Origin of the sequence: Candidatus Tisiphia endosymbiont of Sialis lutaria (assembly GCF_964026535.1) — a bacterium.
Lineage (GTDB): Bacteria > Pseudomonadota > Alphaproteobacteria > Rickettsiales > Rickettsiaceae > Tisiphia.
The window spans coordinates 910,940-936,281 of sequence record NZ_OZ032153.1; the positions used below are offsets into that span (position 1 = coordinate 910,940).

Consider the following 25,342-nt stretch of genomic DNA (forward strand, 5'->3'; position numbering starts at 1 on the left):
GCTAAGAGTCATTGCGAGGAGCCGCTAAAAGCGGTGACGCAGCAATCTATTGTTGTGTAACCCCTGCGTAAGCAGGGGTTTAGATTCCGCACCGAAGCGGGAATGACAGGGTAAAAACGTCATTGCGAGGAGCTACTTTAGTAGCGACGAAGCAATCCATGAGAATTAGTATAGATACATCAAGACTATATGGATTGCTTCGTAGGCTTACGCCTTCTCGCAATGACGTTTTTATGCTGCTTAATACTTATCTATGCCTAGAGCTATACGTAGCAGTTTTTCATCTTAGTTTTAGCGAAGACAAACCAATTAGAGCAAATATTATAGCTATAATCCAGAAACGTATCACAACTTTTGACTCTGACCAGCCATGTTTCTCAAAATGGTGATGCAACGGAGCCATTTTGAAAAGTCTTTTACCACGGGTAGCTTTAAAATAATATACTTGAATAATTACTGATAAAGTTTCAATAACAAATAACCCACCAATAATTGCTAGAACAAATTCGTGTTTGGCAATAACGCTAACAACACCAAGAGCACCACCGAGGCTTAGGCTACCAGTATCTCCCATAAAGATTTCTGCTGGCTGAGCATTAAACCATAAAAATCCTAGGCTAGCACCAACAATTGAAGCACAGAAGATAGTTAATTCAGAAATATTTGCTACATAAATAATTTGCAGATAATTTGCATAGAAACTATTACCCACCAAGTAAATAATTAAGGTAAAAGAACCTGCAGTAATAGCAATCGGCACGATGGCAAGACCATCAAGACCATCAGTTAGATTCACCGCATTTGATGCCCCAACTATAACAAAAATACTAAAAGGAATGTAAAATAATCCCAAATCAATCAATAAATTCTTAAAAAATGGAATAGTCAGCAGGTTATTTCCTTGATTATTGGCATCCCTTAACAATAAACAAGCAATTAGACAAATAGTAAACTGAAATAATAATTTCTTCTTACCACTAACTCCTTTATGGTGGTTTTTTGTTACTTTAGCGTAATCATCCATAAAACCAAGTATACCAAAGCTAATAAAGACAAATAACACTATCCATATATATTTATTAGTAAGGTCAGAAAATAAGAGAGTAGAAAGACAAACGGTGAGGATAATCATTATCCCACCCATAGTTGGTGTCCCTACTTTTGCTTTGTGGGTTTCTGGCCCGTCATTACGAATTGGTTGACCATATTTTTGTAAATCTCGTAAAACTCTAATTATCCTAGGTCCTATCAAAAAAGAAATAGTCAAACTAAATAATATGGCAAGTCCGATACGAAAAGTAATATAGTGGAATAAATTTGCGATATGCAACTTATGTATATAGGGGGCAAGAAGGTTGTATATCACTAGTGTAACTCAAAAGATTGGATGATTTTACTAAGTTGGGTACTATTTGACCCTTTTATTAAGATTAATTCATTACCCTTAAGTAATTTACTTAAGTTTTCTATTAACAGATCAACATTATCAAAATGTATTTTTTCTATTTCATCTGGCAAAGATTGATAGATATATTGGGTATTATTGCCTACTAAAAAAACTCTGTTGGCACCAGAATCGAGAATTGCTGGTATTAAATCTTTATGGAATTTTATCGAATTATCTCCCAATTCTAACATATCACCTATTATAGCAATTTTTTTCTTACCACTAAGCTGTTTTAGATATAATAAAGCAGCTTTTACTGATTCTGGATTAGCATTATAATAATCACATATAATTTGGTAGTCCTGACCATGATATTTGGCATTGATTAGCTTACCCCTACCATCCATTAATAATATTTTGCTTAATTGTCTTGCTGCTACATTAATATCTAAGTTCAATATGGCTGACATCTGAAGAGCTATAGTATAATTTCTAGCATAATGTTCTGGTACAAGGGGAATCTCGATATCTATTTTAGTATTATGAATCGAATAACGTAAACGAACTTGTTGGGTAATTTGTTGATATTCATATGATATTAAGCTACAATCTGCATATGGTGATGTGCCAAAACTATATATATTATTAATCGATAATTGCTTAAGATTTTGTAAAACTCGGTTATAATATGGGCTATCTAAATCTATAACAGCTATACTATCTTTTGACATTCCTTCAAAAATTTCACATTTAGCATCAACCAAATGCAGTTGAGACTGAAAAAATTCAAGATGAGCTTCTGATATTGTAGTAATGACTGATATATCAGGTTTAACCATTTTTGTTAGAGTTCTTATTTCTCCTGGATGATTCATACCCATTTCAAAAACAGCATATTCTATATCATCCGGCAGAGAAGCAAGATTTATAGGCACACCAAGATGGTTATTGAAATTTCCTCGACTAGCAAAAGTAGAGCCAAAGTGACTTAGTACAGTTTTGATTGCTTCCTTAGTTCCAGTTTTACCACTACTGCCAGTAACCCCAATAAACTTCGCCTGGGATTTTTGCCTTTTATACTCTGCCATCTGATGCAAGGCAGTTAAGGTATCAGGAACCATAATTACTTTTTCATTAGGCAACCCTGTTATTTCCTGACTAATAATTACCGCATTTGCCCCACGTTCTAGAGCATGTAACGCATAATTATGTCCATCATTAGCTCCTTTAAGAGCAATGAACAAATCACCATCTGTAACGAAATTAGAATTGAATTGAACCTGTCCACCATGAATATCAGGATGTACCTCTATATTCAATGCATTACTCAAGTCTCTTGCTGACCAAATCATTATATTATATCTTACGTAAAGTTCAAAAATGAGAGTTTACAGAAAAAAGTTAAAGTACAAGACGTCATGTCATTGCGAGACCATGTAATGGTCGAAGCAATCCATTTTTTGTTACTTTTATGGATTGCTTCGTCGCTAGCCACTCCTCGCAATGACGCTTATACTTTAACTTTTTCCATGAACGCTCACATTCAAGACAATTCTTACCCCAATTTTGCTTTAATTGTCAATAAGTTTATTTTCTAGGAGGCTGCCTACAATAACTAATTAATTATATTTTGAGCTATTTTTCGGCGAGAATATATATGATTTTTGTAGGAATAGTGTACCTATTTCAAAAAAATCATGTTTATTCGCAGTCAAAAAGAGCCAAATATAGAATTACTTTCGTTATTGTAGGCAGCCTCCTAGAGCTTTATTGGCTATATCGAAGTCGTTAAAGGGTAGTTTTTTATTACCGATTATCTGATAATTTTCGTGACCTTTGCCGGCAATTAGCAAAATATCATCTTTTTGTAAATTATGTATCGTCTCAGTAATTGCTATTTTTCTATTTTTTATTTCTATAAAACTATTAGTGATCGCTATAATAGCTGGTATAATTTGCTGCCGTATTAATTTTGGATCTTCATTTCTTGGATTGTCATCAGTAATAATAATCTCATCAGCAATTTTCGCCGCAACTTGCCCCATTAATGGTCTTTTACTGCTATCTCTATCACCACCACAACCAAAAATTACTTTTAATAACCCCTTATCTGATTTTATTTTTCTTAACTCCAGTAAACTTTTTTCCAAAGCATCTGGGGTATGAGCATAGTCGATAAACACATTACTATTACCTACTCTCTCTAAACGCCCTTTAACTGCTTTAACTTGCGATAACTTCGATATAACTTGTTCCAAAGGAAAGCCAGTCAAATGCACCATCATAACGGCAATCAGTAAGTTACTAGCTTGAAAACTACCAACTATATCAGTAGTAAAATTATATTTTTGCCCTTTATAGTCACAAACCTTATGTCCAGGAACCTTATGTCCAGGAATTGTACTGTCGATAATTTTCAGATCGCCATTCATACCCACTGTTAAAAACTTTATATTACGTTGTTGTAAATAATGTTTAATATAATCTAATTGTGCTATTTCTGAGTTTAACACAGCCGTTCCTGTTGGCAATAAATTATCTGTAAATAATTTTAGTTTGGCTAAAAGATAATTAGCCATATTTTGGTGATAATCAAGGTGATCTTGACTAAAACTAGTAAAGCAAGCAGCATTTACTTTTACACCACATAATCTTTGTTGATCTAAACCATGGCTAGAAGCCTCAAAAGCTACATATTTTGTGTTATTCTCAGCTAGCTTATGTAAAATATGTCTAAAAGTTATAGGGTCAAGAGTAGTGAGAGCCGGGGATTTGTCTAAAATGTCTTGAACACTTAAATCCAAACCACTGGCACATTCTACGCCAATAGTCCCAATAGAACAACTTGGTACTCCTAATAATGTATATAGTTGCCTACAATATGATACTACCGAGGTTTTACCGTTAGTACCAGTAGCAGCTATCATATATGATGGTAATAATGGGTAGAGAATATTAGCAGCTTGACTCAGTGCCAACCGTGCATCACTCACAAGATTTATATGTACATCATTGGCGGTAATATTGGGGTTGTTTAAGCTCTCAGCATCATCTGTAACAATGAATTTCACCCCTTTATTTATTACATCATCGATAAATTTATTACCATCAGAGCTTGCTCCTTTAATCGCAAAGAATATATCGCCAGCTTTAGCTAGTCTAGAGTCACAGCACAAACTGCAAGAATTCATCTGAGAGATAATTTTATTATCAAATAGTTTTTGCATAATTTCTACAATTTAAGTATAGCTAGGAGGCTGCATCCTAGATGCCTACTTTCGCAGAGATGACAATTTACAACTCAGTGTCACCCCTGCTTCGGTGCGGGGTTTAGATTCCCGCCTACGCGGGAATGACAAAAAACTTGATTGCCTCGTTGGCTTATACTTTCTCGCAATGACGTCTGTGAATTAGGCATCATACTAACCGGGTTAGCTATATATTTATCTCAATTACCAAGCATTCTCAATAATAATGGGTATACTGTAAGGTTTAATAATTATTAGATCAAATCTAACCTGATAATTTTGGTATTTAGGGTTAGAGCTTAAAAACATACTGGTAGCTCTTTTTATTCTCATCTGTTGATGAGTTGATAATATTCTATCATCAACGTCAGAACATCTTGCTTTTACTTCTATAAAAACAAGTTGTTTACCACGCAGAGCAATAATATCAATTTCGCCAACATAATATCTTTTACGATGATATAGAATTTGATAAAATTTAATTTTGTAAATAATAATAGCTATATACTCAGCTATTAAACCAAGGGTAATTTTTCTCATAATAAAGTTAATTGACTTGAATCTGCATAATTATGCAAGTTTACAAATTTACTATTTAAATACTCAAATATTCCCTCATCTGAACCTTCCACTCCAAACCCTGAATTTTTTCGCCCAGCAAATGCTGCCTTGGCATTAGTAGGCAGCGAATCATTAATTGATACCATACCAAAATCAAGTTTTGTTGCCATTATTTGAGCTATAGCTATATTATTGCAATATATATAAGCTTGCAAACCATATTCCGTATTATTAGCTCTATTTATAACTTCTTGTATACTGCCAAATTTATAACATGCAAGAACGGGACCAAATATTTCTGTGCTAAAAATCTCCATATTATCCTGACAATTACTAATAATTGTTGGCTCAAAAAAATTACCATGAGCTTTACCTCCGCATAAGATTTCTCCACCTTTATTTTTAGCATCTTCAATCAATTTTAAAATCTTATCTATAGCTGCTTTATTAATCAACGGTCCTATAACTGATTCAGAATCAAAACCATCCCCTATTTTCAGATTAGCAAATTTTGTAGTAAGAATTTGTAAAAATTCATCATAAATTGCTTCTTCAATTAATATTCTGTTGGGCGAAGTGCAAGATTGTCCACTATTCCTTATCTTTCCTAATATAAGCTCACTGGCAGTCTTATCTAAATCAACACCACTTAATATAATAAATGGAGCATTACCGCCAAGTTCTAGAGATAAACGCTTAATAGTAGCACTAGAATTCTGATATAACATCTTTCCTACCCTCGTAGAACCAGTAAATGATAATTTACGAATTCTAAAATCATTACAAAATATTTGTCCAATATTATTGGCATCACCGGTGATAATATTTAGTACTCCAGCTGGTATCCCAGCATCATTTGCCAATTTAGCCAAAACCAATGCAGAAAAAGGCGTGAATTCCGATGGTTTAAGTATAACGCTACAACCAGCAGCTAATGCTGGAACAACCTTTCTTGTTACCATGGCATTTGGAAAATTCCATGGAGTAATTGAACAAACCGTACCAATTGGCTCAAATTCGGTGATAATCTTGTGAGTTATTGATTTTCCAGGCTTTATTTTACCTTGAATGTTATGAATGTTACTAGCAAACCAATCAATAAAAGACGCACCATATAATACCTCAAGCTTTGCACCTTCTAATATTTTCCCCTGTTCTAAGGTAATTATATAGGCTAGTTGATCAATATTCTCTAATATTAAAGAATGCCATTTTCTTAATATAGTTATTCTTTGTTCAAAAGAAGTTTGTGACCAAATTTTAAAAGCTCTAACAGAACTGTCAATAGCACTAATAATTAAATCATTAGGCAAATTTGGTATCGACCCAACCACTTTATCATTGGCAGGATTATAAACTGATAACTGTTCTTGGCAATCTAGCCAATTTCCATCTATATAGTTTTTTTTATTAACAAAATCTAGTAATTGCATATTAAACATTAAACGACTTCCCACATCCACAACTACCTTTTTCATTCGGATTGTTAAAAGTAAAGCCAGATTTAAACTTACCTTCTACATAATCCATTTCACTTGCTAAAAGATACATTAGAGCTTTTGGGTCAATTAATATTCGTACACCTTTATCTTCTACCACCTCATCAAACTTATTTTTGATATCAGCATATTCTACATAATAAGATAGACCGGAACAACCACCAGATTTCACACCAATCCTAATACCAAAAGATGGTTTATCACGCCTGTCTATCAATCTCTTTATTTGTTGAGCTGCTGCCTCAGTCAATGACATAACATTTTTCATAATAATTACTATGAGTTTTTAGTTTTATAATCAAGTATTGCTGCTTTTATGGCATCTTCTGCCAATAAAGAACAATGGAGTTTTACTGGTGGCAAAGATAATTCCTTGGCTATCTCTGTATTTTTTATACTACCAGCCTCGTCAAGAGATTTACCCTTAACCCATTCCGTTACTAAAGAACTTGAAGCAATAGCAGAACCACAACCAAATGTTTTAAATTTTGCATCTGTAATAATTCCCTCTGCACTAACTTTAATTTGTAGCTTCATTACATCACCACAGGCGGGGGTTCCCACAAGACCTGTCCCAACATATGCATCATTTTTGTCCAATGATCCAACGTTACGTGGATTTTCGTAATGATCCAGTACTTTTAAACTATAACCCATGTTATTCCTATATTAATAATTATTCTACCTTAATACGTCTATACTCTCCTGCTTTGAAAGATTGTTTTTTTGAAAATATCAGGGACTCGCATACTAACATACGCTGCCATAGTCTAGGAGCCTGCCTCCTAGCCCATTATTTTCAAATTCAATTCTCCAAATCATTTGAGTATATATCTATAAATATAACAGATTTTTTTGACCCACTAATAGTTATTTGCATTATTTTTGCAATATTGCTTATTTTTTCATACCCTACAATTTTTTTTATTATTATGAAAATAACAAAAAATTTAAGGTATTATGCTATACATAGGCGTTATTACTAAAGTAACGCCTTGCTAATAAGCACCAGTTTACTGTACTTTCAATAGTTCATTGATTCTTGTAATAGATAATCTAGTCATTCTTGCTACTTCCTCAATAGAGTTACCATTGTTTATCATCATTTTTATTAATTTAGCTTCTCCCCTAGCTTCTCCTATGGCTTCTCCTCTAGCTTTACCTTTAGCCTCTCCGATTTTGATACCATCTTGTAGTCCGATTTGAATCCCTTCTTCTTTCCATACTTGAGCTATACTAGGCATAAGTTCTTCTCCTTTTTCTTTAGTTAAACTATTTTTTAATATTTTTTCTAACTCTATTTTATCATTTTGCTCAATAAAGATCAAAGTATACTGTAATAGATTTCTTATATGGTCATAGCCTATTGTTATTTTATTCAATTTAGGCAAGAGATAAGAGATTTCTTGCCATCTTTTCAGTAATTGACGTTCGTGGATGTGCTTGAGGAAAAATAACAAAATCCCAGACCATACTTTTTCCTTAAGTTCTTCATCGGGAATGTCATGTACGTTAATAAGCTGACAATCATTTATCCAAAAGCCTCTGGCTAAATCTGGATGGCTAAATAAATTCCATATATTGAGCGATGCGTTATATTTCTTCTTGCCATTATAAATTATTAGGGGATAAATTACTGGAAGGCGTTTAGCTTTAGGATTAGTAGTTAAATATCGATCACAAATATTAATCATATATTTAAATAACCTAAATGCCATCATTTTATCAACAGTACTTTGATGTTCCAATAGCAAAAAAATATAGCCATCCTGATCATTAAACTTAACAGAAAATAATACATCTGAAATAGTTTCAGAAAGGTCTGGCTCAATAAAACTATCTTTTTCTAATTTTAAAGATGTACTATCGATTAAAGCCAACACATCCTTCGGCAAATGAGTTGCCAAAAATTCTTTAGCAACTATGGGATTCTCCATAGATTTGCGAAAGATTTCATCATGTTTTGGCTTGTCTGAAGTCATAATAAAACTTACTTATATATAGTCAATTGAGGAGAAGTTGGTGACGTCGTCACTCGTCGCTCGCCTATTACTTATAGGCGTCGCTCCATCGCTCCTAGCACCAAATCCTCCTGAATTGACTATAGCTAATTTAATAATTCGTTATTTACTGTACTTTCAGTAATTCATTGATTTTAGTAATAGATAGTCCAGTAATTCTTGCTACTTCTTCAATAGAGCTACCATTGTTTATCATCATTTTTATTAATTTAGCTTCACCCTCGGCTCTACCTCTAGCTTCTCCTCTAGCTTCTCCTCTAGCTTCTCCTATGGCTTCTCCTCTAGCTTTACCTCTGGCCTCTCCGATTTTGATACCATCTTGTAGTCCGATTTGAATCCCTTCTTCTTTCCATACTTGAGCTATACTAGGCATAAGTTCTTCTCCTTTTTCTTTAGTTAAACTATTTTTTAATATTTTTTCTAACTCTATTTTATCACTTTGCTCAATAAAGGTCAAAGTATAGCTCAATAGATTTCTTATATGGTCATAGCCTATTGTTATTTTACTCAATTTAGGCAAGAGATAAGAGATTTCTTGCCATCTTTTCAGTAATTGACGTTCGTGGATGTGCTTAAGGAAAAATAACAAAATCCCAGACCATATTTTTTTCTTGAGTTCTTCATCGGGGATGTCATGTACGTTAATAAGCTGACAATCATTTGTCCAAAAGCCTCTGGCTAAATCTGGATGGCTAAATAAATTCCATATATTGAGCGATGCGTTATATTTCTTCTTGCCATTATAAATTATTAGGGGATAAATTACTGGAAGGCGTTTAGCTTTAGGATTAGTAGTTAAATATCGATCACAAATATTAATCATATATTTAAATAACCTAAATGCCATCATTTTATCAACAGTACTTTGATGTTCCAATAGCAAAAAAATATAGCCATCCTGATCATTAAACTTAACAGAAAATAATACATCTGAAATAGTTTCAGAAAGGTCTGGCTCAATAAAACTATCTTTTTCTAATTTTAAAGATGTACTATCGATTAAAGCCAACACATCCTTCGGCAAATGAGTTGCCAAAAATTCTTTAGCAACTATGGGATTCTCCATAGATTTGCGAAAGATTTCGTCATGTTTTGGCTTTTCTAGAGTCATAATAAAATTTGCTTATATATTCACCTTATCCACATCTATTAGCAAAACCACGTAGTGGTCGTGGCAATCCAAAAAAATCATTACTTTAGTTATTAAACCTCTTTCAAAACTCGCTTATGCTGAGGAATTTGAAGGAGACGCGGAACGCAGAACCGCAGCGTACTCTAGCGTACGTGAGGATTCGAGTACCGCATCGACGTACAAATTACCAGCAGAAGTAGAGTTTTGAAAGAGGTCTATTGCAAACAGCCTCCTAGATCGCCTTATGTAGGGAGTCTAGTGTATTGCCCACTTAATTTGCTTTAAATTAACACCTTCTTGAACCATCTCCCAAAGAGGACTCAGTTCTCTTAACTTGTTAATTTTTGACTTTATTAACTCTACAGCATAATCTATTTCTTCTTTAGTGGTAAATCTACCAATACCAAACCTAATCGATGTATGTGCCATTTCTTCGTCAACCCCCATAGCTCTTAACACATATGATGGCTCCAGTGAAGATGAGGTACAAGCTGAACCAGATGAAACGGCTAAATCCTTAATAGCCAATATCATTGACTCCCCTTCGACATAAGCAAAACTTAAATTTAAATTTCCCTTATATCTCTTATGCATATCACCGTTTAAATAGACATCAGCAATTTGTTTAGTAATATTATTATAAAATCTATCAAAAAGCTCTTCTACTAGTTTAGCATCTTGCGACATTTCCGATAGAGCTAATTCAGCTGCTGCCCCGAGTCCAACAATTAAAGGAGTTGGGAGAGTTCCAGAACGCATACCTCTTTCCTGTCCACCACCATTTAAAATTGGCACTAATCGTACCCTAGGTTTTTTTCTTACATATAAAGCTCCAATACCTTTGGGACCATAAATTTTATGCCCAGAAATACTTGCCAAATCAATGTTACAATCATTAACATCTATGGGGATTTTACCATATCCTTGGGCAATATCTGAGTGAAAGAATACGCCTAATTCCCGACAAATTTTGCCAATTTCTTTAATTGGCTGAATAACACCGATTTCATTATTTACCGCCATCACCGATACCAGCATAGTTTGGTCGGTTATGGCATTTCTTAATTGCTGTAAATCAATCAAGCCATTTGCCTGAATTGGCAAATATGTTACCTTAAATCCTTCATTTTCTAAATGCCGACAAGCATCTAAAACGCATTTATGTTCACTTATCACTGTTATTATGTGATTTTTCTTACTACCATAGAATTTAGCAATACCTTTTATCGCTAAATTGTTAGATTCAGTAGCACCAGAAGTAAAAACAATTTCTTTAGAATCAGCACCAATAAGCCTTGCCACTTTCTCTCTTGACATTTCTACAGCTTCTTCAGCTTCCCAACCAAAGGAATGACTCCTAGAGTGCGGATTACCAAATTTAGTAGTAAAATACGGCAACATACATTCTAGAACCCTTGGATCCATAGGGGTTGTTGATTGATAATCCATATAAATTGGTAGCGATTTACCAGTTAATTTTACTTGTTGTCTTAATTTTTCTAATTTATCCATTTGAGTATACTTCTTCAAACGCTTTAATAAATGTCACAACATCTTCAATAGTTTGTTGATAATCGAAACTGATTCTAATCGAAGACCTAGCATCTTCCTCACTAACCCCCATAGAAGATAACACATGTGACTTGCCAACTTTTCCTGATGAACAGGCAGAGCCGGAACTCACCGCTATACCCCTTAAATCAAAAGCTATCAACTTAGTTTGTGCATCAGTTTCTGGCACAATCATCAAGGTAGTATTAGGTAGTCTTTCAACATTATTTGACACTATTTTAACATTTTTATAGTTAAGTAAATTCTGCTCCAAATATGTTTGTAATTTCTTCATTTTATTATATCTATCTGCTAGCTCATTAGTAACTATTGATGATGCAAGCCCGAACGAGGCAATTGCCAGCACATTTTCTGTACCTGAGCGAATATTCCTCTCTTGCCCTCCGCCAATCATCATCGCTTTAAGCGTATTTCCTGCCTTAACAATCAACGCACTACTACCCTGCATTCCTCCTAATTTGTGAGCTGATATAGTAGCAAAATCAACAGCTAGTTCTTTAATATTGACCGGTATTTTGCCAACTGCTTGCACGCAATCACTATGAAATACCGCTCCATATTTTTGGGCAATTTTAACTAGCTGCTGTATGTTTTGTACAACACCACTTTCATTATTAGCCAACATCACAGAGACTAGCTTTTTACTAGCTTGACTAGTTGATAATAATTGCTCTAAATGTTCAATATCAACAATGCCATCACTATCAACGTGGATAATTTTAATATTATCCCGATATTTAGTGTGATCAAAGATCGATAAATGCTCTATACTAGAAACAAAAATTTCTCCATCGTAATAATTATTCATCAGCAAATTATTACTCTCTGTACCAGAGGAAGTAAAAATTACCTGATATTCCCTAGAATTTATATCAGCTCCAACAGATTTCGCAACCTGCTGCCTAGCTATTTCTACTAAACTTCGAGCATAACGCCCCTTTGTATGAATAGAAGACGGATTATAATAGGTCTCTATCATCAAATTCTCCATCAGCTCTTTAACCTTAGGATGAATGTTAGTAGTAGCATTATGATCTAAATATAACATAAATTTTCAGCCCACTAATACAAAAGTTGTAAAAAAATAATTTTTATATTAGTTAATATAGGAAGTCAAGTATACCTAAAGCATATCAGCTATCGAAATAGTATCAAAATAATCCCTTATATGCCGACTTAAACCCAACCATAAATGATGGGCGTTACATTGCACTTTATTAGGTACACAACTATTTCCAGATTTCCCTAAACATCTGGTCATTTCGATATTCTCATCTACCGCATCAATAATATTAGTAATCCTGATTTTATCTAATTTTTCATTAATGATATAACCACCTTTTCGACCTTTAGCTGATCTAACTATGTTAGCTTTCTTCAGTTTTGCAAAAATTTGCTCCAAATAATTAACCGGTATATGTTGTTTTGCTGAAATTTCAGCCAAGGTAACAGGCGTATCCGACATTTGTGATGCAATTTCTAAGATTGCCATCACCGCATATCGCCCTTTTGTAGTTAATTGCATACAAACGACTCCACCATTATAGCATATATCTTATAATATCCTACTAATTTAGTCAAGTATTCTATTAACAAAAAAATCCAATTGACAGTAGCGAAATTGGTAACTAAACTTTACTTATTAGGAGGTTGTTTGCGATAATTAATAAATCAATAATCATATTATAAATTTTAAAATGGAGAGTAACCCATGTCTAAGAATCAAGATAATGCTTCTTTAATAAGTGATGAAACAACAGAAGCAGAAAGAAAAAAACATGAAGAATTTTTAGCATATTTAGAAAATGTCCGAGCAGAATTTGAGGAAAAGTCAGTAGAGGAAATCAAAGAATCTAGCATATTAGAGTTGGCTAAGTATTTTTGTAATGATTATTTGCTTATCATAAAACATCAAAAACAGAGCGAGAAATTTTCTGATCCCCAAAGCAGTGAGGAAGAACAACAGAAAGCTTATAGCTATCTAGACGAACACACTGAATCTAACATAGACAAGTTCATAACAGCTTTTGGTGAACTCAAAATTAAGACTTTAAAATTGTTAACATCATATGAAACTGCTCCTAGCGTCCCATTTACTTATTGGGCAGAAGATATAAAAAGTAGTCTGAATTCCTTACAGTCAGAAACACTTTTATCTTCCTTTGAAAAAATATCAGATGTTAATTCTTCAATTGGAGACAAGCTGTTTACTGCCGTTCTTCGTTATGAGCAATTATTAAAGTCTCCTGATTACCAAGCAATTTTGGAAAAAATTATCAACACAGAAGCAGAAACACAAAAATGCGAGGAATTTTTAGCCCCTTTAGAAAATATCGAGGAATTTTTTACCCCTTTAGAAGATATCCGAGCAAAGTTTGAGAAAAAGTCAGTAGAGGAAATCAAAAAATCTAGCGTATTGGAGTTGGCTCAGTATTTTTGTGCTGCTTATCAGCTGATCGAACAGTATCAAATACAGAGCAAAAATCTTTCTGATTCCAGCAACGACAGGGAGGAGACAAAACACAAAGCTTATATCTATCTAGACGAACACAGCAAACCTGATACAGACAAGTTTATAACAGCCTTTGATGCACTGAAAACTAAACTCCAAGTAGTACTAAACAGTAATTATGGTAATTCTGATATTAATGAGTCTTTCAAAACTTGGATAGCAGCAACTAAAGGGTGTCTGAATAATGTACAGAAAGAAGATTTTAATGCTTTTTTTAGCGAAATACCAGAAACAGACAAACCTTCAATTAAAAAAGAGGTGTTATTTACTTTCCTTGGTTTTAAGCAATTCGTAGAAAATCCTATTTACCAAGAATCTATGGAAAAGATTATCATAACAGATATTTCGGAAAAACAAGAACCTACTATTGAGATATGCGATAAAGAATTACCAGAAGAAAAAGCTGTATCTAATATAACCGAGCAGATATTGCAAATTTTGGATGATACTTTGGATATTGTACCTATAACTGGTTCTAATTTGGATGACAATGACTTAGCTTAACTGGTTAAAGAGTGGATTGCTTCGACCATTACATGGTCTCGCAATGACGTATATGCACCCCAAATGTCATTGAGAGGAGACCGTAAGGTCGACGAAGCAATCCATTTCTAATCAACTTTTACTCGATAATCAAGTTTCCTGACTTCGGAAAATAGTTAAAGATAAGTGTATAGAAAAAGCAGGAGAAAAAAGGTTTTGTTAATTAGAGGGCGTTTGTTGTGCCTCCATATATTTTTATTATTGACATACAATATTTTAGTAGATATACTAACCAACAATTAGTTTTAAATATGCTACTGATATGTTCGTTAGAGTCAAAAAATCTGCTACCCGTAATGTTAACGCTGTTCAACTAGTAGAAGGGATACGCGATCCCATAACTAATAAAGTAAAACAACGGGTTGTTCGACATATTGGCAGTGCATCAGACCAAGAAGAAATAACTAAATTAATAGAGCTTGCTGAATTCATTAAGGTTGAAATCACTAGTAGCACTCAACCTAATCTTATCCCAGACAAGGATATAGTATCGATGGCGATGTCATCTAGACAGCGGTGCGAGAAAGAACAAATACAACCACAACCTATTGATGATATCAGCAATTTACGTAGTCAAGGAAGCACTATCATTGGCATTCATGAGGTGTATGGAAAAATTTATGACCAACTTGGTTTTAATAAAATCTTACCCAATCCTGCCAGGGAAGTGTCGAGCATAAACATAATACGCAATGTTGTTTTAGCTCGTATTGCTAACCCAACTAGTAAGCGTGAAACAGTCAATTTATTGGTCAATAATTATGGAGTAGATTTAAAGCTTGATTCGGTATACAAAACTATGGATAAAATAGATGATAAGGTGGTTGAGAAAATCGAGCAGTGTGCTTTACTTAGCAGTCAAAAGTTGTTTAAAGAAAAAATCGATGTACTATTTTATGATGCAACTACTCTTTATTTTGAATCATTTACTGAAGATGAGTTGAAGAGTAAGGGGTTTAGTAAAGATCATAAATTCAATGAAGTACAGGTAATGCTGAGCATTTTTGTTACTAATAATGGTATTCCAATCGGTTATGAGATATTTCCTGGAGCGACCTATGAAGGTCATACTTTATTGAAAGCTTTAGATAGCTTGAAAGGCAGGTTTGCTATTGATAAAGTAGTGTTTGTAGCAGACAGCGGTATGTTGAATAATGAAAATTTAGCTCTATTAGAACAAGCTGGCTATCAATATATAGTAGGTGCCAAAATTAAGAATATGACTAAGGATATTACAGCTAAAATCTTAAATAGTGATGATTATCAGCCATTAACCGTTGATGCAGAAGAATATAAGGGAAAAATAATTGAACTAGCTGAAAAGGGTCGCAAACTGATTATGAGCTATAGTAGCAAAAGGGCTTATAAAGATGCTCAAGATAGAGAGCAAGCATTGAAGAAATTAATGAAAAAAATGAACAGAAGTAAAGGAGTTAAGTCGTTAATTTCTGCTAGTGGTTATAAAAAATATTTAATAATTAATAATAATGATAAGTTTGCAGTAAACGAGCAAAAGATAGAGGAAGATAGCAAATGGGACGGTTTGCATGGAGTTATTAGTAACCTAGAAAATGTTGATATAGCGTATATATTGTCTCGTTATAAAGGATTGTGGCAAATTGAAGAAACATTTAGAGTTAGTAAACACGATATTAAGATTAGACCAATTTATCATTGGAGTCCTAGTAGAATCAAGGCACATATTGCTTTATGTTTTATGGCGTTAGTATGTATCAGGCATTTAGAATATCGGGTAAATTTACAGTCAATTAAACTATCACCGGAACGATTACGTAAAGCACTAATTGGGGTGGAAATTACCAGTGTAGTACACATTAAAGATAAAAGAGTATTTGGCATTCCATCCCCGGTATCAGATGAGGCAAAGATTATTTATAAGGCAATGAATTTACCGATTAGCACTATTCCTTATTTAATATCATCAGGAGAGTAAAAGAAATAATCAAGTAGTAAAGGTAATAATTATTATAGGATTATTTTGAAATTTTTATATTCGAACAAATAATTTGTTGTGCCTGGAAATTTTATCATTTCCTGAGCTGTCAGCCACTTTTTGGCACAACAACACTGAAGTCGGGGATGCACCTATTTTGATCTTAGATGAGGCAACTTCTGCACTTGATAGTCAAACCGAGCGTTTTATCCAAGATAGTCTTAACTTCCTAATTCAAGATAAAAGAAAGACTGTGCTTGCAATTGCCCACCGCTTATCTACTTTAAAACATATGGATAGGATAATTGTGCTAGATAAAGGGGTAATTATTGAAGAAGGCACACATACTACATTAATTCGTAATAAACATAGTCTATACAAAAAATTATGGAAGTTACAAGAAATTTAGGTTAGGATATAGTCAATTCAGGAAAATTGGGTAGAAGGAGCGATGGAGCAACGACGTCACCAATTTCTCATCAATTGACTTAATAGCTACATAAACTCTTTTATCTTTTATCAAAAGGCATAAATTCTCTTTGTACATACCCAGTATATAATTGCCGAGGTCTGCTAATTTTTTGTTCTGGATCTTCATGCATCTCTTTCCATTGCCCCATCCAGCCGACAGTTCTTGCCATAGCAAACAATACTGTAAACATCTGTGATGGTATACCCATAGCCTGATAAATAATACCAGAATAAAAATCAACATTCGGATAAAGCTTGCGATCGATAAAATATTGGTCATTGAGAGCAATTTTTTCAAGCTCAGTAGCAATTTGTAATAAGGGGTTATTACGGTTCCCTAACTCATCTAATACTTCTTTGCAAGTTTCTCTAAGTACAATTGCTCTTGGATCATAACTTTTATAAACTCGGTGACCAAAACCCATTAATCGAAATGGATCATTTTTATCTTTTGCCCGTGCGATATATTCCGGAATACGGTTTATGGTGCCAATCTCTTTCAACATGTTAATTACTGCCTCATTAGCTCCACCATGGGCTGGTCCCCATAAAGAAGCTATGCCAGTACTGATACAAGCAAATGGATTGGCTCCGGACGACCCGGCTAAACGTACTGTTGAAGTGGAGGCATTCTGCTCGTGATCAGCATGAAGGATGAATATTTTATCTAAGGCATTCTTTACTACCTGATTCACCTTATATTTTTCACAAGGGGTTGAAAACATCATATAGAGAAAATTTTCAGTAAAATCTAGACTATTATCAGGATAGATAAAAGGCTGTCCTATTGAATATTTATATGCCATTGCCGCAATAGTTGGCATTTTGGCGATCATTCTAATAGAAATCAATTCACGTTCATTTTCTTCTACATTTAGAAAATCCGGGTAGAATGCAGATAAAGAGCCTACCACCGCCAGCATAATTGCCATAGGATGATCTGATGGACAAAAAGCCATAAATAAATTTCTAAGCTGCTCATTAATCAAAGAATGATAAGTAATTTTCTGAGAGAAAGATTTATATTGATCAATAGTCGGCAATTCACCATTTAATAGCAAATAGGATACCTCTAAGAAATTACTTCTTTCTGCTAATGTTTTAATATCATATCCCCGATATCTCAATATCCCCTGATCACCATCTATATATGTCATAGCTGATTTACAAGCTGCTGTAGACATAAATCCAGGGTCGTAAGTGAAATAGCCTGTTAATGAATATATACTGCTAACATCAATAACATCTTGACCGATTGAGGCTCTTTTGATTGGTAAATTAAAGGTTTTATCTCCTATTTTTAGTTCAACATTTTCTACTTTCATATATCCTTCATTTTTTCATAATGATGCCAATTTACTATTGCTAACACCTTCTCGGGTTAACCATCATGTTACTATATCATATTTTTATTGTCCACTAATACCAAAATTCTAATTATATTGAGTTATATGTATCTTTATCCAGAGTACCTTCACTATTATCGATAATCAAGGTAATTGTTGCATCCCCTGTAATATTAATGGTCGTACGTAACATATCTAATATCCTATCAATTCCAGCGATTATAGCAACCCCTTCAATCGGTAAATTGATCGAAGACAGTACCATAGGTAGCATTATTAAAGAAGCTCCAGGAATGCCAGCTCCACCTATAGACCCGAGAGTTGAGGTAATAATGATTACTAAATAATCATGCAATGCTAAATCTACACCCATCATTTGGGCAAAGAATATAGTGGTAAGAGCTAAATTTATTGCAAACCCATCCATGTTTATCGATGCACCAAGTGGTAATACAAAAGAAGTGCTAGATTCAGATATACCTAGTCGTTCACGACAAACTTGCATAGTAGTAGCAAGCGTTGCTTTACTACTAGAAGTAGAAAAGGCAAGCACTTGATATTCTAGACTTTTTCTATAAAAAGGTAATGGTGATATTCGACAGAATAGATAAATTAACATGCCAAAAATACCATATTGACATATCATAGCAATAACTACCGCAACAACTAATTTGGACAAACTAATCATTACATCAAAGCCCTGAGTACCAACTATCCAAGCCGTTAAAGCAAATGCACCATATGGAGAAAGCTGAATGATCATTGAGATCATTTTTAACACCACTTTTGATAATATATGAAATAAATTCTTAATTGGTTCAGCACTAATACCCATTTTATTTATCACAAGTCCAAAAAATATTGCAAAGAATACAATTTGTAAAACATTAGAATTGGCAAATGAACCTACTACATTCTCAGGTACAATACTTACAAAAAAGTTAAGTATGTTAAAGGATTTTTCTTGCGGTATAGTTTGTGCAACATCAAAGTTAATATGTACACCATGCCCTGGCTTTAATATAAGAGCAACTGTAATACCAAAAACTACGGCAAAGAAGGTCGTGCCTAAGAAAGCTGCAACCGCCTTTAACCCTACTCTACCAAGAGAAGCAGGGTCATTCATACTAGTTATACCCGCTACTAAACTAAAAAATATTAAAGGAGCAATAATCATTTTTATCAAACGCAGGAAAATATCTCCTAGCGGTTTTATGTAAGATACATATTCAGGAAAATATATACCAAACACTATACCTAAGATTAACCCCAATGTAACTTTTTTCCATAATTTCATTATTATACTTAATTAAATTAAAGAGTGTTTTAAACTTATTTTGCTGATTTCAGGTGAATATCTATAATAAAAACTAGCTGTACTAACTAATTACAACTCTTTTTACCATAATTGAGTAAATCTTAATTCTAATAAACACTCTCTTAAAATTAGATACTTTGAGTTACCCAGTTTAAGTACTCCGGTAGCCCATCTTGAATGTCGAGCTTTATTATTTGAGGAAGATCATAATTGTGTATATCAATAATCATCTTTTCTATTGCATTGTAGTTATCAGACTTGGCTTTTACTACAATACGAAATTCTGGTACAGAAGATATCTTACCTTCCCATTTAAAATAGCTGACTATATTGTCTACTTGTATGCAAGCAGCTAGATTTGCTTCCAACAAACTAATGGTTAGTTTGTCTAATACTTGCTGGTCATCGGTCGTAGTTAAAATTACACAACATCTTTGTACCACTTATACCTCAACAAAGCAATTAGGTGTTTCAAATAATTTGACTTTTGTAATAAAAAAGGAACTATTAGTAAATAATTTTGGCAATATATCCAACTTTAAGTGTAATGCTATATTTTCTGCCGTTGGATTTTGTTGCATATAATATATTTTCTGACCAGTCCAATCACATATTTTATCTCCTATCTCTTTATCATTTTGATGTAATATAATATTATGATCAAAATTATCATCTATCCAGTTTTTTATTACTGATTTTAGGTAACTAAAATCTACCACCATACCAAGATTATTGGTAACATCAGATCCAGCGGTAACTTCAAGGACATAACGATGACCGTGTAAAAATTGACATTTATTCTTATGCCCGATCACCCTATGACCTGCATCAAATTCAATTTTGCGAGTACATTTTATCATAATTTCTTCTTCAGTATCTTATATTACCCAAAAATATTTTGTCAGCAAGGGTGTAAACGTCATTGTGAGAAACCACTTTAGTGGCGACAAAGCAATCCAAATTTATAGTAATTTTGGTGATTATATATTTTCCCCTATATCAACCAGGATTACACAAACAGGAACAGCAGGGAAATGCCTTTTTAATCTTTCAATATCGTAAACAAGCTGTTCTCCATAAGAAACACCTGTTGACATTTGTTGTTGTAAACTATGACATGGTACTATTTCTATTCCTACATCAGCCTTATTTTCATTGAAAAAATACTGAAATTTTGCCAGATCATAAAACATAAAAGCATATTTGCCAAATTGAACTTCAACTAAAACCTTATCCTTTACAAAATCTATTTGTTTATATGAATTTGATATAACCTTGTCGTGATTTGGTATAACAATATCATATTTATCTATTATTTCGTGAAATCCTCTTGAGTTAAATTGTTGAGCAAAAGCATTATTTAATTCTTTTGGCGAATAAAGCATTTTTCCTTTATTTGCTTTCTCTTTGCTGATTTTGTTTTTCTTTATATCATTTATCGCTTTTATTGATTCATGAACTTCTTGAAAAATTTTAGGATAATCAACTTGTAAAATTTGCTTTCCTCCAAGATGAGAATATTCATAAACTATTTTCATATCATACTGTTTCAGGTTCATAGACGGGTTTATTCATTTCTCTAACCCTACTAGTTCCGCTTAATGTTTCTTTAATTCTTTTTTTTGAAATATTTATATATTTCTCATCTATTTCTGCCCCTATACATTTTCTAGAATTTTTTAGACTTGCAACAAAAGAACTACCAGAACCAACAAAAGGATCTAAAACAATATCATCTTTTTTTGTCATTGATAAAACCAACCTTTCAACTAAACCGACGGGAAATTGACACGGGTGTTCCGTTTTTTCTATATGATTACTTTTTACATTTGGAATATCCCAAACATCTGATGGGTTCTTACCTTTTGGATTGCAAGACAATTCCCCTTTTTTGTTACCTTTAAAATATTTTTTATTAGGATATTTTTGAGGTATCCTAACAGCATCTAAGTCAAAGTAATAATTGTCGGTTTTACTAAACCACATAATAGTTTCATGTCTTCCAGAGAATCTTTTTGAAGCATGTAATCCATGTCCAAAATGCCAAATAACCCTATTTCTCATTTTCATTTTTAATTCTGAAAATATAGGATATAATAAAATATCTAAAGGTATTACTTCTCCATTTTCTACATAATTACCGACCTGCCAACAAATATGTCCATCATCTTTTAGCACTCTATAACACTCATTGATGACTTCTTTTTGCCAATTATAATATTTATTAATATCTAATTTTTTTTCGTATTCCTTACCTATGTTATATGGCGGTGATGTTATTATTAAATTTATACTGTTATCTGAAATCTGTTTTAATAATTTCATACAATCACCTTCAAATAGAATTGCTTGATTATTTAAATCAAAACTATTTTTTAAGATATTATGTTCTTGTTTTTGACAAGGCAATTTATTCACAAATTCACTAAAACTATAATTCTTTTCCTGTATTTCAGGTACTCTAATTGCTTCTTGTGCCATATTCTAGAAAGTTAAAGTTTTTTATAAGTTAATTTAGTATTAGATAAGTTACTTAGAAATTCAACAAATATTCTTTCGAGCAAAACCTATAGCTTTTAGATATTCGCATAGTTTGGTAAAAACTGGTTTTGGTAAAATATTTAGTGTAGAAATTTCAATATATTTATCATTTTTTAATTCAAAAGAAAAAGATGGTGATTGAAATCTTGGTCCATCAATTTCCCTAGCAATTTTTATAAAATTACCTATTACATGACTGTTACAATAATCATACTGATCAATCATTCTTTTTGCCAGCCTATTAATATATGTATCACTTTTGGATGTATAGCTAAGTGCAAGAGCGTTACTCATCATCAATCGTTGACGATGAGTAAAAGGAATATCTGAAGATAGAATAAATTCAACAATAAAATTAGAACGCAGTGTTCTATCAATATTCTTATTATATTGTGCAAGCATTACGACCAAAGCAATTATACTAATTGTTGTGGTATCTGGTTTAATTAAGATAGGTCTAATAACTTCTGTATAATTTTTGATATTGCAAGTAGCCTCGTCAAAATTTACTAATGTCTTGATTCGTTCATAAATAATATCTTTTTGCTGTTCTTCTTCAGGAAGGCAATCAAATCTAACACCTTCTTTTAAACCATAATTTGAAATTATTACCTTTTCTGGTGAAAAGACATTTAACATAGATTGTGCCACTAAAATTGCATTACCATGAATTTTTGACTTGTATTGTGTTTTCAACATATTAACATGAGCCAATCTTTCAAGATATAGTTCAAATTCCTTACGGTTTATTTCAAGGTTATGTAAGTTTTTAAGAGGGTAATGAATAAATTCCATATAAGAACGCCCCATTAATCTTAAAGCCCCTCCTATTAAATATAAATTTGGGCAATGTAATCCTTCAAACTCTTTCTTAATCATTTGACTAATTATATCAATATTGTCAAAGTGAGTATTAGTGACTAAATTAGTGGTTATGCTAGTAGTGATTAGGCTAGTGCCTAAAGGTAGAGACTTTAAAATACCCACCTTTTTATCTTTGATTTGGACAAGCTCAAGACTGCCACCCCCTAAGTCTGCTGCGATACCACAAGCATCATTAATACCAGAAATTAACCCAGCAGCTGTAAGATAAGCTTCACGTTCACCAGAAATAATTTCAATATCAATATTAAACTCTCTCTTAACTATCTCCCTAAATTCTTCAGCTCTTGGATGTCCTCTAAGTACAGCAGTAGCAACGCATTTAACATCTGTGACTGATAACCTATCAAAAATATGTACTAAATATTGTAGTGACAAATATGCTTGATGCTTTACTTCCAAATTATCTAGATTAAGTAAATTAATAATATCACTTTTAAATTTATCATTAAAAATTTCTGGAGCTCCAAGTCTATCACATTCATAAACTACAGCTCTTACGGCATTATACCCAATATCAATAATAGCTGAACGCATAGATATTTATCTTATTTCTTACTTAAAAAAATTAATCTTCTATAGTAGTAGCATCTGTATTGCTAGAATCTACATTCTCTTGTTCCTCATTTACATTATTTTTATTTGGATCATAAGGTTTTTGAGTTGGAATAAATGTAGGGGGTAATAGCCTATTTGTAAAGAACTTATCTTCATAATACTTAATTTTTAAAGATTTTATAGGCGGGAAAGATTCAATTAACACGATTTGCTCATCTTTTGGCAGCTGAATTACTTCTTGAGGTAAAAGCAGAGCTCTTGAAACTTGTGATACATTCTGCGTTCTTGTTGAAATATTAAGATCAAAAAATATTGGTTTACTATATGATCGTTGTTCAACTGTTTTATTACCAACTAGCTGAGATATTAAGTTAGCTGTTTCATAGTTATTAGCTGCAAAAGTAATACGATATGTAGAATTTGACAGAAACGAATTCATACCAGCATCCTCATAAGTTCCTTTGAGCTGTTGAGTATCTTGGATAATCAAGAATAGGCGAACTCTATATCCCCTGAAGAACGCGATACCAGCCTTAAATGTTTCCATTTTTCCTAAAGTAGGAAATTCATCAAGTAAGAACATCACACCATAAGGCTCTTCTTTTAGATCAGGCATTTTACGACTTAAAAATTCTGTAGCTTGCTGGTAAAAAACCTGCATCAGTTTTTGCAAACGTTGTATGTTATCAGGAGTTAGACCAACATACACTGTTGTTTTAATCTTTTTAAACTCAAGTATATTAAAGTCAGATGAGGCAGTAGCAGCATCAATAAGGGGATTTGCCCATAATTCTAAGGAGGAGTTCATTGTTGAGATAACACCTGAACGTTCTTTATCTGCTTTTTGTAAAAATGCTGCTATATTCATATAGGCAACAGGATGTATTACTTTGCCTAAAGTATCTAGAACTACTGCTAAATTATACACTACGTCATCACTACGCATTGTTCTTACCACTTCGCCAAAAGATTTAGTTTTTGTCGGATCAGCAATTAAGTATAGTACCACACCGAGAAATAAACTGCGTGCCTCATTATTCCAAAAATCTTTTTCAGGCATAATCAGATTTGAGATTTTTTGTACGTCATCCACCATTTGACCTGGTTTGGTACTTACCCAATCTATCGGATTGTAACAATGAGTTATCCCATCAGGATTTGATGGCTCCCAAACAAAAACACGTTGCCCTTGTTTTTGCCGCCACCCACTTGTAAAACCATGATTCTCTAGCTTAATATCATGCACTATTATAGAATGTTCCCAAAATAATAAATTGGGAATAACAAATCCTACACCTTTACCTGAACCGGTTGGAGCAAAAAGTAAAGCATGTTGAAACCCATCAGCAACAAAATATCCACCACTATTAGTACCAAGTAACATACCATGTTTTGCACGTAAATTAGCTCTACTTATATCATCTTCAGTAGCCCAACTAGCATCACCATAAACTTTTTCTGCCTGAGTAAAAAATTGTAAACTTTTTATTCTTTTGAAATTCTTCCAGTAGAATATGATCACTATAATTGTTGGCATAGTCAGGGCTAGTATTAACTTAATTTTCAAGTAATTATATGCTTGAAGATCTAATTGTGACCATACACTAACTAACCAATAAAACCACTTATAAGCTATGTCTATGGCTACTAAGTCAATATTTAGGGCTCTAGTTTCGTTAGTAATAAATGCAACTATCGCTCCACTTACCCATATCGTACAAAATATTACCAATGGGTGTATTATAGCATGCCCTAAAATGTTACGAGTAAGTTTTTGTATTTTATGCCATTCCATCG

At 33.1% G+C, this 25,342-nt stretch carries 22 protein-coding genes and 1 pseudogene; 3 read left to right on the forward strand and 20 right to left on the reverse strand.

What is annotated here, in order from left to right:
* Positions 1 to 280 precede the first annotated feature (280 nt).
* From mraY to AAGD20_RS04535, 12 genes are all read right to left on the reverse strand, one after another.
* A complete protein-coding gene (gene mraY / locus AAGD20_RS04470) occupies positions 281 to 1,366 on the reverse strand; it encodes a phospho-N-acetylmuramoyl-pentapeptide-transferase (protein ID WP_341748622.1) in 1,086 nt (361 codons plus the stop codon).
* The gene (locus AAGD20_RS04475) at positions 1,366 to 2,739 is read right to left on the reverse strand and encodes a UDP-N-acetylmuramoyl-tripeptide--D-alanyl-D-alanine ligase (RefSeq protein WP_341748623.1); all 1,374 of its coding nucleotides are present in this window, start codon (positions 2,737 to 2,739) and stop codon (positions 1,366 to 1,368) included. The genes mraY and AAGD20_RS04475 overlap by 1 nt, the downstream gene beginning before the upstream one ends.
* A 390-nt stretch (positions 2,740 to 3,129) precedes the next feature.
* The gene (locus AAGD20_RS04480; RefSeq protein ID WP_410520890.1) at positions 3,130 to 4,614 is read right to left on the reverse strand and encodes a UDP-N-acetylmuramoyl-L-alanyl-D-glutamate--2,6-diaminopimelate ligase; all 1,485 of its coding nucleotides are present in this window, start codon (positions 4,612 to 4,614) and stop codon (positions 3,130 to 3,132) included.
* A gap of 225 nt (positions 4,615 to 4,839) precedes the next feature.
* Positions 4,840 to 5,175, reverse strand: coding sequence for a YraN family protein (locus AAGD20_RS04485; protein ID WP_094649770.1), 336 nt, complete (start codon positions 5,173 to 5,175; stop codon positions 4,840 to 4,842).
* On the reverse strand, positions 5,172 to 6,629 hold the full coding sequence (locus AAGD20_RS04490) for an NAD-dependent succinate-semialdehyde dehydrogenase (RefSeq protein WP_341749451.1): 1,458 nt from the start codon (positions 6,627 to 6,629) through the stop codon (positions 5,172 to 5,174). The genes AAGD20_RS04485 and AAGD20_RS04490 overlap by 4 nt, the downstream gene beginning before the upstream one ends.
* Before the next feature lies 1 nt (position 6,630).
* Positions 6,631 to 6,963, reverse strand: a complete 333-nt coding sequence (locus AAGD20_RS04495) for a HesB/IscA family protein (protein WP_094649772.1) — start codon at positions 6,961 to 6,963, stop codon at positions 6,631 to 6,633.
* An 8-nt stretch (positions 6,964 to 6,971) separates the two neighbouring features.
* Complete coding sequence (iscU, locus tag AAGD20_RS04500) at positions 6,972 to 7,352, reverse strand: Fe-S cluster assembly scaffold IscU (RefSeq protein ID WP_341748624.1); 381 nt, start codon at positions 7,350 to 7,352, stop codon at positions 6,972 to 6,974.
* A gap of 356 nt (positions 7,353 to 7,708) precedes the next feature.
* On the reverse strand, positions 7,709 to 8,677 hold the full coding sequence (locus AAGD20_RS04505; protein ID WP_341748625.1) for an Rpn family recombination-promoting nuclease/putative transposase: 969 nt from the start codon (positions 8,675 to 8,677) through the stop codon (positions 7,709 to 7,711).
* Positions 8,678 to 8,822: 145 nt separating this feature from the next.
* Positions 8,823 to 9,827 carry an Rpn family recombination-promoting nuclease/putative transposase gene (locus AAGD20_RS04515; RefSeq protein ID WP_341748626.1) on the reverse strand — a complete coding sequence of 335 codons (1,005 nt, stop codon included), beginning with the start codon at positions 9,825 to 9,827 and terminating at the stop codon, positions 8,823 to 8,825.
* 276 nt (positions 9,828 to 10,103) lie between these two features.
* The gene (locus AAGD20_RS04525; protein ID WP_341748627.1) at positions 10,104 to 11,360 is read right to left on the reverse strand and encodes an IscS subfamily cysteine desulfurase; all 1,257 of its coding nucleotides are present in this window, start codon (positions 11,358 to 11,360) and stop codon (positions 10,104 to 10,106) included.
* Positions 11,353 to 12,468 carry a cysteine desulfurase family protein gene (locus tag AAGD20_RS04530; protein WP_341748628.1) on the reverse strand — a complete coding sequence of 372 codons (1,116 nt, stop codon included), beginning with the start codon at positions 12,466 to 12,468 and terminating at the stop codon, positions 11,353 to 11,355. Before AAGD20_RS04530 ends, AAGD20_RS04525 begins: the two co-directional genes overlap by 8 nt.
* Positions 12,469 to 12,543: 75 nt before the next feature.
* Complete coding sequence (locus AAGD20_RS04535) at positions 12,544 to 12,945, reverse strand: Rrf2 family transcriptional regulator (protein WP_341748629.1); 402 nt, start codon at positions 12,943 to 12,945, stop codon at positions 12,544 to 12,546.
* A gap of 186 nt (positions 12,946 to 13,131) precedes the next feature.
* On the opposite strand from AAGD20_RS04535, the gene AAGD20_RS04540 reads away from it, so the two are divergent.
* The 3 genes and pseudogenes from AAGD20_RS04540 to AAGD20_RS04550 form a co-directional block, all read left to right on the forward strand.
* Complete coding sequence (locus tag AAGD20_RS04540; protein WP_341748630.1) at positions 13,132 to 14,436, forward strand: hypothetical protein; 1,305 nt, start codon at positions 13,132 to 13,134, stop codon at positions 14,434 to 14,436.
* A gap of 301 nt (positions 14,437 to 14,737) precedes the next feature.
* On the forward strand, positions 14,738 to 16,429 hold the full coding sequence (locus tag AAGD20_RS04545) for an IS1634 family transposase (RefSeq protein WP_341748631.1): 1,692 nt from the start codon (positions 14,738 to 14,740) through the stop codon (positions 16,427 to 16,429).
* Between the two features lie 145 nt (positions 16,430 to 16,574).
* Positions 16,575 to 16,838 (forward strand): annotated as a pseudogene (locus AAGD20_RS04550) (multidrug ABC transporter ATP-binding protein); the annotation flags it as partial.
* A 100-nt stretch (positions 16,839 to 16,938) separates the two neighbouring features.
* On the opposite strand, the gene AAGD20_RS04555 reads toward AAGD20_RS04550, so the two are convergent.
* The 8 genes from AAGD20_RS04555 to AAGD20_RS04590 form a co-directional block, all read right to left on the reverse strand.
* Complete coding sequence (locus AAGD20_RS04555; protein ID WP_341748632.1) at positions 16,939 to 18,225, reverse strand: citrate synthase; 1,287 nt, start codon at positions 18,223 to 18,225, stop codon at positions 16,939 to 16,941.
* Positions 18,226 to 18,337: 112 nt separating this feature from the next.
* Entirely contained in the window at positions 18,338 to 19,543 is a 1,206-nt protein-coding gene (locus AAGD20_RS04560) for a dicarboxylate/amino acid:cation symporter (RefSeq protein ID WP_341748633.1), read from the reverse strand.
* 149 nt (positions 19,544 to 19,692) lie between these two features.
* Positions 19,693 to 20,007, reverse strand: coding sequence for a divalent-cation tolerance protein CutA (gene cutA, locus AAGD20_RS04565; protein ID WP_341748634.1), 315 nt, complete (start codon positions 20,005 to 20,007; stop codon positions 19,693 to 19,695).
* Positions 20,008 to 20,424, reverse strand: a complete 417-nt coding sequence (locus AAGD20_RS04570; protein WP_341748635.1) for a 6-carboxytetrahydropterin synthase — start codon at positions 20,422 to 20,424, stop codon at positions 20,008 to 20,010.
* Positions 20,425 to 20,544: 120 nt separating this feature from the next.
* On the reverse strand, positions 20,545 to 21,102 hold the full coding sequence (locus AAGD20_RS04575; RefSeq protein WP_341748636.1) for a BglII/BstYI family type II restriction endonuclease: 558 nt from the start codon (positions 21,100 to 21,102) through the stop codon (positions 20,545 to 20,547).
* 1 nt (position 21,103) lies between these two features.
* Entirely contained in the window at positions 21,104 to 22,045 is a 942-nt protein-coding gene (locus AAGD20_RS04580; RefSeq protein WP_341748637.1) for a site-specific DNA-methyltransferase, read from the reverse strand.
* A gap of 60 nt (positions 22,046 to 22,105) precedes the next feature.
* On the reverse strand, positions 22,106 to 23,524 hold the full coding sequence (locus AAGD20_RS04585; RefSeq protein ID WP_341748638.1) for a Ppx/GppA phosphatase family protein: 1,419 nt from the start codon (positions 23,522 to 23,524) through the stop codon (positions 22,106 to 22,108).
* A gap of 31 nt (positions 23,525 to 23,555) precedes the next feature.
* On the reverse strand, positions 23,556 to 25,340 hold the full coding sequence (locus tag AAGD20_RS04590; RefSeq protein WP_094648714.1) for a type IV secretory system conjugative DNA transfer family protein: 1,785 nt from the start codon (positions 25,338 to 25,340) through the stop codon (positions 23,556 to 23,558).
* Positions 25,341 to 25,342: the final 2 nt, after the last annotated feature.

Excerpts from the sequence above, each read along its gene's own strand:
- AAGD20_RS04495 (WP_094649772.1), bottom strand. The coding sequence starts at position 6,963 with ATGAAAAATGTTATGTCATTGACTGAGGCAGCAGCTCAACAAATAAAG.
- AAGD20_RS04530 (WP_341748628.1), bottom strand. The coding sequence starts at position 12,468 with ATGTTATATTTAGATCATAATGCTACTACTAACATTCATCCTAAGGTT.
- AAGD20_RS04555 (WP_341748632.1), bottom strand. The coding sequence starts at position 18,225 with ATGAAAGTAGAAAATGTTGAACTAAAAATAGGAGATAAAACCTTTAAT.
- AAGD20_RS04475 (WP_341748623.1), bottom strand. The coding sequence starts at position 2,739 with ATGATTTGGTCAGCAAGAGACTTGAGTAATGCATTGAATATAGAGGTA.
- iscU (WP_341748624.1), bottom strand. The coding sequence starts at position 7,352 with ATGGGTTATAGTTTAAAAGTACTGGATCATTACGAAAATCCACGTAAC.
- AAGD20_RS04570 (WP_341748635.1), bottom strand. The coding sequence starts at position 20,424 with ATGATAAAATGTACTCGCAAAATTGAATTTGATGCAGGTCATAGGGTG.
- AAGD20_RS04525 (WP_341748627.1), bottom strand. The coding sequence starts at position 11,360 with ATGGATAAATTAGAAAAATTAAGACAACAAGTAAAATTAACTGGTAAA.
- AAGD20_RS04505 (WP_341748625.1), bottom strand. The coding sequence starts at position 8,677 with ATGACTTCAGACAAGCCAAAACATGATGAAATCTTTCGCAAATCTATG.
- AAGD20_RS04575 (WP_341748636.1), bottom strand. The coding sequence starts at position 21,102 with ATGAAAATAGTTTATGAATATTCTCATCTTGGAGGAAAGCAAATTTTA.
- AAGD20_RS04540 (WP_341748630.1), top strand. The coding sequence starts at position 13,132 with ATGTCTAAGAATCAAGATAATGCTTCTTTAATAAGTGATGAAACAACA.
- AAGD20_RS04515 (WP_341748626.1), bottom strand. The coding sequence starts at position 9,827 with ATGACTCTAGAAAAGCCAAAACATGACGAAATCTTTCGCAAATCTATG.
- AAGD20_RS04545 (WP_341748631.1), top strand. The coding sequence starts at position 14,738 with ATGTTCGTTAGAGTCAAAAAATCTGCTACCCGTAATGTTAACGCTGTT.
- AAGD20_RS04560 (WP_341748633.1), bottom strand. The coding sequence starts at position 19,543 with ATGAAATTATGGAAAAAAGTTACATTGGGGTTAATCTTAGGTATAGTG.
- AAGD20_RS04585 (WP_341748638.1), bottom strand. The coding sequence starts at position 23,524 with ATGCGTTCAGCTATTATTGATATTGGGTATAATGCCGTAAGAGCTGTA.
- AAGD20_RS04535 (WP_341748629.1), bottom strand. The coding sequence starts at position 12,945 with ATGCAATTAACTACAAAAGGGCGATATGCGGTGATGGCAATCTTAGAA.
- AAGD20_RS04580 (WP_341748637.1), bottom strand. The coding sequence starts at position 22,045 with ATGGCACAAGAAGCAATTAGAGTACCTGAAATACAGGAAAAGAATTAT.
- AAGD20_RS04590 (WP_094648714.1), bottom strand. The coding sequence starts at position 25,340 with ATGGAATGGCATAAAATACAAAAACTTACTCGTAACATTTTAGGGCAT.
- AAGD20_RS04480 (WP_410520890.1), bottom strand. The coding sequence starts at position 4,614 with ATGCAAAAACTATTTGATAATAAAATTATCTCTCAGATGAATTCTTGC.
- AAGD20_RS04490 (WP_341749451.1), bottom strand. The coding sequence starts at position 6,629 with ATGCAATTACTAGATTTTGTTAATAAAAAAAACTATATAGATGGAAAT.
- AAGD20_RS04485 (WP_094649770.1), bottom strand. The coding sequence starts at position 5,175 with ATGAGAAAAATTACCCTTGGTTTAATAGCTGAGTATATAGCTATTATT.